Origin of the sequence: Martelella mediterranea (assembly GCF_021021415.1) — a bacterium.
Classification (GTDB): Bacteria; Pseudomonadota; Alphaproteobacteria; order Rhizobiales; family Rhizobiaceae; genus Martelella; species Martelella mediterranea_C.
In genome coordinates this window covers 34,676-43,929 of the sequence record NZ_JAINWJ010000025.1, presented here as the reverse complement: position 1 = coordinate 43,929, position 9,254 = coordinate 34,676, and the positions used below count along the sequence as shown (strand labels likewise).

Here is a 9,254-nt window from a genome sequence, read left to right as displayed (position 1 = left end):
ATCTCCACCAGATCTCCATCATTTCTCGACCGAAAACCGAAGGGCGCATGTCAGGTGCGGATGACAAACACCAGTCCGGACGCCTTCCATGTCGCATCGCCTTTCATTTGTCGCCGCTATCGTTGGCGTCACCGCCCTCGCATTGTTTCTGGTTCTCCGCCACGGGGCGGTTTCGCAGCCGCAAGAACCGTCTGCCGATGCGGGAGGGGCCGTGCAGGTCACCACGCTGACGCTTCAGCCGGAGCGCGTGGTCCTGATCGACGCCTTTCCCGGGCGCGTGGCGGCCTATCGGCGGGTTGAAATCCGGCCGCAGGTCACCGGCATCATCAAGAAGCGGCTTGTCGAAGGCGGGACCGAGGTCGAGTCGGGCGAGGTCCTCTTCGAAATCGATCCCGCCCTGCTTGAGGCCGATCTCGAAACGGCGCAGGCAGGGGTGATGCGGGCGGAAGGGGCGCTGGCGCATGCCCGCCAGGGGCTGGCGCGGGCAAAGGCGTTGATCGCGGAAAACGTGACCAGCCGCAAGAATTACGAGGAAGCGCAAAATGATCTAACCGCGGCAGAGGCGAACCTTGCCGAAGCAAAGGCTGTCGCGCATCGCCGCAAGCTCGACCTCGATTTCGCCACGATACGCTCGCCGATCAGCGGCTATGTGGGCCGCACGGTCGCCGATGAGGGCGCGCTTGCCTCCAGCCAGACGGAGCTGGCCGTGGTGCAGGAACTGGACCGTGTCTATGTCGATCTGCGCCTGCCGGCAACGAAGCTGGATGGCGTGCAGTCTGCCGCCGAGGCGGGATTGGGGCCGGCGGAGATCCTCGACGCGGACGGCAAGCCGCATCCCCGCCCGGGCCGGCTGGCGCTTTCCGATGTCACGGTCGATCCGGGAACCGGGGATGCCGCGGTCCGGGTCGAGGTGGAAAACCCCGGTCTCAGCCTCCTGCCCGGCATGTATGTCCGCGTTCGCCTGCCGCGCGGCGTCCTTCCCGATGCGCTGCTGGTGCCGGAGGAAGCGGTCGTGCGCAATGGCGCCGGCGAGGCGCAGCTCGTCGTCGTGACGGCGGATGGCCGGGCCGAGCGGCGCAGCGTGGTTCTCGGCGATGCTATCGGCGGACGCCTTGTCGTCACAGCGGGGCTGAAAGCGGGCGAGATGATCGTCATTCGCGGTCAGGATCGCGTTCAGGGCGGAATGCGCGTGCGCCCGGCGAGCGTGCCGCAGGATGCCGCAATGGCGGTCGATACGCTCTAATTCTTTGTTTTTCGCGCAATTCCGGACGGTGAACCGGCATCCACTTCACCTGGAATTGCTTTGAAGGTCAGACATCATGCCACAATTCTTTATCGACCGTCCGGTCTTTGCCTGGGTTATCGCGATCTTCATCGCGCTGGCCGGTCTCGTCGCCATTCCGAAGCTTCCCGTGGCCCGCTTTCCGGACATTGCGCCGCCAAGCATCAGCATCTTCGCGACCTATACCGGCGCGAGCGTCGATACGGTCAATGACAGCGTCGTTCGGCCCATCGAGAAGGAACTCTCGAGCGTCAAGAACGTGCTCTATTACGAATCCACCGCCGACTCGACCGGCGGCGCCAACATCATGGTGACATTCAAGCCCGGAACCGATGCGGAACTGGCGCAGGTGGATGTTCAAAACCGGCTGAAGAATGCCGAAGCGCAGCTTCCCGAGGCGGTCCGTCGCGGCGGCATCAGCGTCGAGGCCGCTGAATCCGGCTTCCTGATGGTGCTCACGCTCCGGTCGGTCAGCGGCGAGACCGACGAGCTCGCCCTTGGCGACTATATGACCCGCAATGTGAGCGAGGAGCTGAAGCGCCTGCCGGGCGTCGGGCGCGTCCAGCAATTCGGCTCGCCACGGGCCATGCGCGTCTGGGTGGATCCGGCCAAGCTCGCGGCCTACGACCTGACCATGGCCGATGTGACCGAGGCGATCACCCGCGAAAACGCGCAGGTCTCACCCGGTCGGGTCGGCGACGAACCGACGGTTCCGGGCACAAAGGTCTCGACGCCGCTGACCGTCCATGGCCAGCTGACCACGCCGGAGGCATTCGCGGCGATACCGCTCAGGGCCAAGGCCGATGGCGGGCGGCTTCTGCTTTCGGATGTGGCGCGGGTCGAGCTCGGCGCCCAGACGCTGGCCTTCAGCGTCAGCAGCAATGGCAAGCCGGCCGCTGCTGCCGCGATCCAGATGCGGCCCGGCGCCAACGCCGTCAGCACGGCCGCCGCAATCGAAAAGCGCCTCGCGGAACTGAGGCCCTCAATGCCGCAGGATATGGAGATCGCGATCTCCTACAACACCGCGCCCTTCGTGAAGGTCTCGATCACCAAGGTCGTCCATACGCTGATCGAGGCTATGGTGCTGGTCTTCCTGGTGATCCTGCTGTTCCTGCAGAACATCCGCTATACGCTGATCCCGACCATCGTCGCGCCGATCGCGTTGCTCGGCACATTTGCGGTGATGCAGCTCGCCGGCTATTCAATCAACGTTCTGACCATGTTCGGCATGGTGCTCGCCATCGGCATCATCGTCGATGATGCCATCGTCGTCGTCGAGAATGTCGAGCGGATCATGTCGCGGCAAGGGCTGTCGCCGCGCGACGCCACCCGCCAGGCGATGCGCGAGATTTCAGGCGCGATCTTCGGAATTACACTGGTTCTCGCCGCCGTCTTCATCCCGATGGGCATGGCCGCCGGGTCCGTCGGCGCGATCTATCGCCAGTTCACCCTGTCGATGGCGGTGTCGATCCTGTTCTCCGCCTTCCTTGCGCTGACGTTGACGCCGGCGCTGTGCGCCACGATCCTGAAACCCGTCCAGACCCATGCCAAAGACGGTTTCTCCGGGTGGTTCAACAGGGGATTCGATGCGCTGGCGACGCGCTATACCGGCGCGGTCGGCTGGGTCCTGCGGCGCGGCGGGCGGATGTTGGTCATCTATGTCGCGCTGCTTGCGGCACTCGGCTACGGCTATTCGAAGATACCGACATCGTTCGTGCCGGAAGAGGATCAGGGCAACTTCATGGCGATGTTCGAGCTTCCGGCAGGCGCCACCGCCGAACGCACGCGCGCGGTCGTCAAGATCTATGAGGCCCATACCGCGACACGGCCCGATATTGTCGAGAGCCTCGTGATTCTGGGCTTCGGCTTTTCCGGCTCCGGCCCCAATGCCGCCCAGGCCTTCACCAGCCTGAAGGACTGGGGCGACCGCGACACCACGGTGGACCGGGAGATCGCGGCGGCGGAAGCCGCCATGGCCGACATTCCTGAAGGCATGGCCATGATCATGAAACCGCCGGCGATCGAATCGCTCGGCACCACATCCGGCTTCGCGCTGAGGCTCGAGGACCGCGCCAATGCCGGGCCGGAGGCGCTGAAGGCGGCCGAAGACCAGTTGATCGCGCTCGCCGCCGAAAGCAGGCTGGTGACCGGCGTGATGGCGGACGGGCTGCCCGATGGCCAGAGCATCGCGCTCAGGATCGATCGCCAGAAGGCGCTGGCGCTCGGGGTGTCCTTCTCGGCCATCAGCGATATGATCTCGACGGCGATCGGGTCGACCTATGTCAACGACTTCCCCAATAACGGGCAGCTTCAGCAGGTGGTCGTGCAGGCCGATGCGCCCGCAAGGATGCATGTCGAGGATGTGCTGCGTCTCAAGGTGCGCAATATCGATGGCGGCATGGTGTCCCTGTCGGAAGTCGTCGAGCCGGTGTGGGAAACAACGCCGCTGCAGGTGCAACGCTATAACGGCTATCCGGCAGCGAACATCTCGGGCGCGGCGGCGCCGGGCGTTTCGAGCGGCGCGGCGATGACCGAGATGGAGCGTCTGGCGCAACAATTGCCGCGCGGCTTCGCTGTGGAATGGACCGGGCAATCGCTGCAGGAACGGCAATCCGCCACGCAGACGCCAATGCTGCTGGCCGCCTCGATGCTGGTCGTGTTCCTCGTGCTTGCGGCACTTTATGAAAGCTGGTCGATCCCGCTCTCGGTCATGCTGGTCGTGCCGCTCGGCGCGCTCGGCGCGGTCGTGGCGGTGCTGGCGCGCGGCATGGACAATGACGTCTTCTTCAAGGTGGGCCTGATCACCATCATCGGGCTTTCGGCCAAGAACGCCATTCTTCTGGTCGAATACGCCCGCCATCTGAGAAATGACGGCATGAGCCTCCATCGGGCCGTGCTGCGGGCATCCCGGCTGCGGCTGCGGCCGATCGTGATGACCTCGCTGGCCTTCATCCTCGGCGTCGTCCCATTGATGCTCGCGCATGGCGCCGGCTCCGAAATCCAGAACGCAATCGGAACCGGCGTGTTTGGCGGCATGCTGTCGGCGACGACGCTTGCGGTATTCTTCGTGCCGGTGCTCTACGTTACAGTCAGCCGACTGACGCTCAGCGGATCGCGGAGGACGGGTGTTGCCGACAAACCCGAACCCGCCGCGCCGGCGCAATGAGTTCGGGCGTTCCCCGTCATTCGAAAGGATGGACGGGGAACGCTCCGGACCGCGTTTCAAAGATCGAAGACATGGCCATGAACAATGCTCTGATCCTGATTATCGAAGACGAACCCGAGATTGCGGAAATCATCGGCACGTACATGGCGCGCGAGGGCTTCCGGGTCATCACCGCGGGCGACGGGACCGTCGGGCTTGCCCATCATCTGCGCTTGCGCCCCGATCTGGTGGTGCTCGACATCAAGCTTCCCGGACAGGACGGCTACGAGGTGCTGGCGGCGATCAGGCGACGCGGCGACACGCCGGTGATCATGGTCACAGCACTTGCGGAGGATCTCGACAAGCTGCAAGCGCTGCGCATCGGCGCTGACGACTATGTCGTTAAACCGTTCAACCCGCTCGAGATCGTGGCCCGCGCCAAGGCCGTTTTGCGCCGGACCATGGGCCGCGGGGCCGCCGAGGTGCTGCGCGTCGGCCCGCTGACCGTCGATCCGCAGGCCTATCGCGCAGCGGTCGAAACGCCCGCCGGATCGGTGGCGCTCGACCTGACCCGGACCGAGTTCCGCATTCTCGCCCATATGGCCGCAAGCTCCGGCCGGGCATTCGAGCGCGCGGAACTGGTCGATGCCTGCATGCCGGAGAGCGAAGCGCTCGACCGCACGGTGGATAGCCATGTCAGCAATCTGCGCCGCAAGCTTTCCGCCGCCGGAGCGGACGGCTTGCTCACTGCCGTGCGCGGCGTCGGCTACCGGCTGGACAGCATCGATGGCTAGAAACCTGAATTCCCGGATCGTCCGTGCGATGATCGCACTGACCCTGCTTGCCTTCGCCGTCGTCTATTTCGGCCTGATTGCGTATTTCTTCTTCATCTATGAATGGCTCTATCCCGAATTCACTGACGATGACTTTCTGCGCACCGGCGATATCGTCACATTGGGCCTGCTTCTGGGGATCGGCATATCCACCGCCTCATTGCTCGGCTGGATCCTGGCGCGACGGATCGTGGAACCACTGAAATCGGTTGCGGAAGCCGCGCGCAGGGTCGCGGAGGGCGATTTTTCGGCGCGCGCCTCGTTGCGCAGCGGCAATTTCGGCGAGGCCGGCGACCTTGTCGACGATTTCAACCAGATGGCGGAACGGCTGCAACGCGCCGAGACCGAGCTCCAATATTCCAACTCGGCGATTGCGCATGAGCTCAGGACCCCGCTCACCATTCTGCGCGGGCGGTTGCAGGGCCTTTCGGACGGCGCTTTCACTCCCAGCCCGAAACTTTATTCCCGGCTGATCGAACATGTGGACGACCTGTCGGCCATCGTGGAGGAATTGCGCACGCTGGCGCTGGGCAATGCCGGCCAGCTCGATCTGCAGGTCGCACGCCTCGACCTCGCGGAGGAGGCCGAGGCGGCGATGAATTCGCTCGAGGAGGCGCTTGCAAGGGCGGGGATCGCCGCGACCCGGCATCTGGGTAGCGCTGGGACGAACGCCGATCGCGCAAGGTTGCGACAGGCCTTCGTAGCGCTTCTCGACAACTGCTGCCGTTATGCACCGGGAAGCAGCGTGCTCGTGGAGACGGGCGTTTCCGCAGAGCATGTCTTCTTCCGCTGCACCGATACCGGCCCCGGCCTTTCCGCCGAAAACCGGGCGCGCGCCTTCGAGCGGTTCTGGCGGGCGGACGAGTCGCGCGGCCGGGCAAGGGGCGGTTCGGGTCTCGGCCTGCCGATCGTCAAGGCGATCGCCAAGGCGCATGGCGGCGACGCGCTGATCCTTCCTTCCCAAAACGCCGGCCTTGCCGTCGAAATCCGGCTGCCGCGCCGGGATTAGCCTTTTCAGCGAGATTACCGATGTCAGATCATCTCCACGACCCCGACGCCTATGACGGCATCGCCGCCAGGCATGTGTCCATGCGGCGCGTGCTGGTCCTGTTCGCGCCTTATCGAAAGCGGATCGCCATGGTCATGCTGCTGATGGTGGTTGCTTCCGCGACCGGTCTGGCGGGTCCATTCCTGTTGCGCGCGATCATCGATCAGGCCCTGCCGCAAAATGATATCGACCTGCTGCTCTGGCTCGTCGCGGGCATGGTGCTTGTCGCGCTGTTGTCGGCTGTCATCGGCGCCGGTCAGGTTATTCTCGCTTCGCGCATCGGACAGACGGTCCTGCATGATCTTAGGGTGCGGCTCTACGCCCATCTCCAGAGCCTGTCGCTGCGTTTTTTCACTGGCACCCGCGTTGGCGAGGTTCAGTCACGGATCGCCAGCGACATCGACGGGCTGCAATCGCTGGTCACCGATACCGCCAATGAGCTGGGACGCTCACTGAGCGCCGTGATCATGGCGGCAATCGCCATTTTGATCCTTGACTGGCGTCTGGCGCTGTTCGTGCTTTTCATCGTGCCGGGAACGGTGCTGATCAGCAGCCGCGTGGCGCGGATGCGCGAGGCGCTGACCTATCAGCAGCAGGCGCGCGCCGCCGACATGTCCGTCGCCGTTCAGGAGACGCTTTCGGCCTCGGGCATTATCCTTGCGCGCACCATGGGAAGAGGCACCCATCTGACGCAGCGTTTCGCGCGGATTTCCGGCGATCTGGCAAAGCTGGAAGTGCAGTCGCGCACCGCCGGCGAATGGCAATGGTCGCTGATCGGCCTGGCGCTGGCGATCCTGCCGGCGATGACGTTGCTGGCGGGCGGCCTTCTGATGCAGACCGGCAATCCTGCCAGCATCGGCACGCTGGTGGCGATGATCGCGCTGCAGGAACAGCTGTTGTGGCCGTTCGAGCAATTGCTGGAAATCGGTCGCGACACGCGCAAGACGCGCGCTTTGTTCGCGCGGATCTTCGAATATCTGGACAAGCCCGTGGAAATCACCGAACGGGCCGATCCCGTGACGATCCCGCGGGCCGCGATGCGAGGCGATGTCGCGCTCGATCACGTCAGCTTCGCCTATCGCGAGGAGGGGCGTCCCGCCCTGCATGATATCAGCCTGACCATTCCGGCCGGCAGCCATGTGGCGATTGTCGGCCCCACGGGTTCGGGCAAGACCACGCTCGGATACCTGCTGGCGCGGCTTTATGATGTCGACAGCGGCGCAATCCGGTTCGACGGCGTTGATCTGCGCGACCTCAGCTTTCAGTCGTTGTCGGACATGCTGGGCGTCGTCTCGCAGGATCCCTATCTGCTGCATGCATCGGTGGCCGAGAACCTGCGCTTTGCCAAGCCGGAGGCGAGCGACGACGAACTGGTCGCGGCCGCAAGGATCGCCCAGATCCACGACCATGTCGCATCCCTGCCAGAGGGTTATGACACGCTGGTCGGCGATGATGGCTACCGTTTTTCCGGCGGCGAGAAGCAGCGTCTGGCGCTGGCGCGCACCATTCTGCGCGACCCCCGGGTGTTGCTTCTGGACGAGGCGACCAGCGCGCTCGATACCCGCACCGAACGCGCGATGTCGCAGGCGCTCGAGCGGATGTCGAAGGGGCGCACGACGATCACCATCGCGCACCGGCTGTCGACCATCCGCCATGCCGATCTGATCGTGGTCATGCAGGCGGGCCGCATCGTCGAACAGGGCAGTCATGACCGGCTGATGGCGCTCGACGGCGTTTATGCCGGCCTGACGCGGGGCGCATGATCGGCGAGGGCAAAGAACCGTCCGACCTCGGCCCGCACCGGCGAAATCCGTGGCTGGCGTGGCCGATCGGACGCTGGTCAGTCTTGGTCTCTGGCGAGGATCCATTCGGTTACCGTATCGAGCGCGCCGGGCGCAAAGGCATGCCGGCCTTCGAGGAAAAACCGGGCCGTTGCAAACCATGGCCATTCTTCGGTCAGTTGCCAGTTGTAGGCGGAGGCTTTCAGAAGGCCGTGCGTGGCCTTAGGCCAGATGATGATTTCGGTCTCCTTGTCCCGCCCGGCCAACAGCGCGCGAAAGATCGCCGCATTGCGGGCGGGATCGACATTCAGGTCGTCCGCGCCCCAGATCGCGAGCAAAGGCAGATCGAGCCGGGCCAGCGCATCGCGCGCATCGGCGTCTCGGTTGATCCTGATGAACTGCCAGCGGTCGGCACTCATCCCGGCGGGCGGGCCGGCCGCTTCCGGCCCGAAGATGCGCTCGTCTTTAAGGCTTTGTTCCGCAATCGCCCGATCGATTGCCTGTGGATCAAGCCCCTCGCGCAAAAGCCTTGTACGCGTATAGTAGTCCCCCTGATCCTGCCAGGACACGGCTGCGCCGATCAGCACAATGAAATCCGCATCGTCCGATGAAAGCTGCGGCAGCACCCAGCCGGCCTGCGAAAAGCCGACAGCACCGCGCGCAAGGCCATCGAAACGCCGGGCCAGGCGTTCGAGCGCACCGCGCGTTTCGTCCGCGCGGTCTTCCATGGTCTGGCGCAGCCAGTTTCCCTGAGACGCGCCAACGCCAGGCTTGTCCCACGACGCTACGGCGATGCCCTGATCGAGCATTGTGTTGATCAGCGGCGCATATCCGCCCGCCGAGGTGCGATCCTGAGCGCCGTCACCATGGACGAGCAAGACCGCCGCCTTCGGCGCCCCGTCGGGAAGCCAGAGCGTCCCCGACACGGTTTCGCCCGCGGACACGAAATCGAAGCGCTCGCTGTTGCGCCGGTCGAGGTCATGATCAGTCAGCCGCCAGAGGAGAAATCCCGCGGCGACCACCATAACCACAACGGTTGTCAGTACCGCGCGCCGTCTCAATTGTTGCGATCTCCATATTTCACGATTTGACGCTATAGGTATGGAAACGGCGGATTGAATGCAAAGCTGAAACAGCCATCAAACCAGATTGGGCCCGTCCTCGG

The 9,254-nt window shown here is 64.5% G+C and carries 6 protein-coding genes; 5 read left to right on the top strand and 1 reads right to left on the bottom strand.

The features are described from left to right. Positions 1-88: 88 nt before the first annotated feature. The 5 genes from K7H91_RS15465 (at position 89) to K7H91_RS15445 (ending at position 8,071) form a co-directional block, all read left to right on the top strand. Positions 89-1,243 (top strand): efflux RND transporter periplasmic adaptor subunit, encoded by a 1,155-nt coding sequence (locus K7H91_RS15465; RefSeq protein ID WP_230721168.1) that lies wholly within the window; start codon positions 89-91, stop codon positions 1,241-1,243. Between the two features lie 76 nt (positions 1,244-1,319). Continuing rightward, positions 1,320-4,448 (top strand): multidrug efflux RND transporter permease subunit, encoded by a 3,129-nt coding sequence (locus K7H91_RS15460; protein WP_230721167.1) that lies wholly within the window; start codon positions 1,320-1,322, stop codon positions 4,446-4,448. 77 nt (positions 4,449-4,525) lie between these two features. Beyond that, complete coding sequence (locus K7H91_RS15455) at positions 4,526-5,221, top strand: response regulator (protein ID WP_230721166.1); 696 nt, start codon at positions 4,526-4,528, stop codon at positions 5,219-5,221. Beyond that, entirely contained in the window at positions 5,214-6,269 is a 1,056-nt protein-coding gene (locus K7H91_RS15450) for an ATP-binding protein (RefSeq protein ID WP_230721165.1), read from the top strand. The genes K7H91_RS15455 and K7H91_RS15450 overlap by 8 nt, the downstream gene beginning before the upstream one ends. A 20-nt stretch (positions 6,270-6,289) precedes the next feature. After that, positions 6,290-8,071: an ABC transporter ATP-binding protein gene (locus tag K7H91_RS15445; RefSeq protein WP_230721164.1), complete on the top strand. Its 1,782-nt coding sequence runs from the start codon at positions 6,290-6,292 to the stop codon at positions 8,069-8,071. A 77-nt stretch (positions 8,072-8,148) separates the two neighbouring features. Here K7H91_RS15445 and K7H91_RS15440 read toward each other — a convergent pair whose 3' ends face one another. Continuing rightward, the gene (locus tag K7H91_RS15440) at positions 8,149-9,150 is read right to left on the bottom strand and encodes an alpha/beta hydrolase family protein (RefSeq protein ID WP_230721163.1); all 1,002 of its coding nucleotides are present in this window, start codon (positions 9,148-9,150) and stop codon (positions 8,149-8,151) included. Positions 9,151-9,254 lie beyond the last annotated feature (104 nt).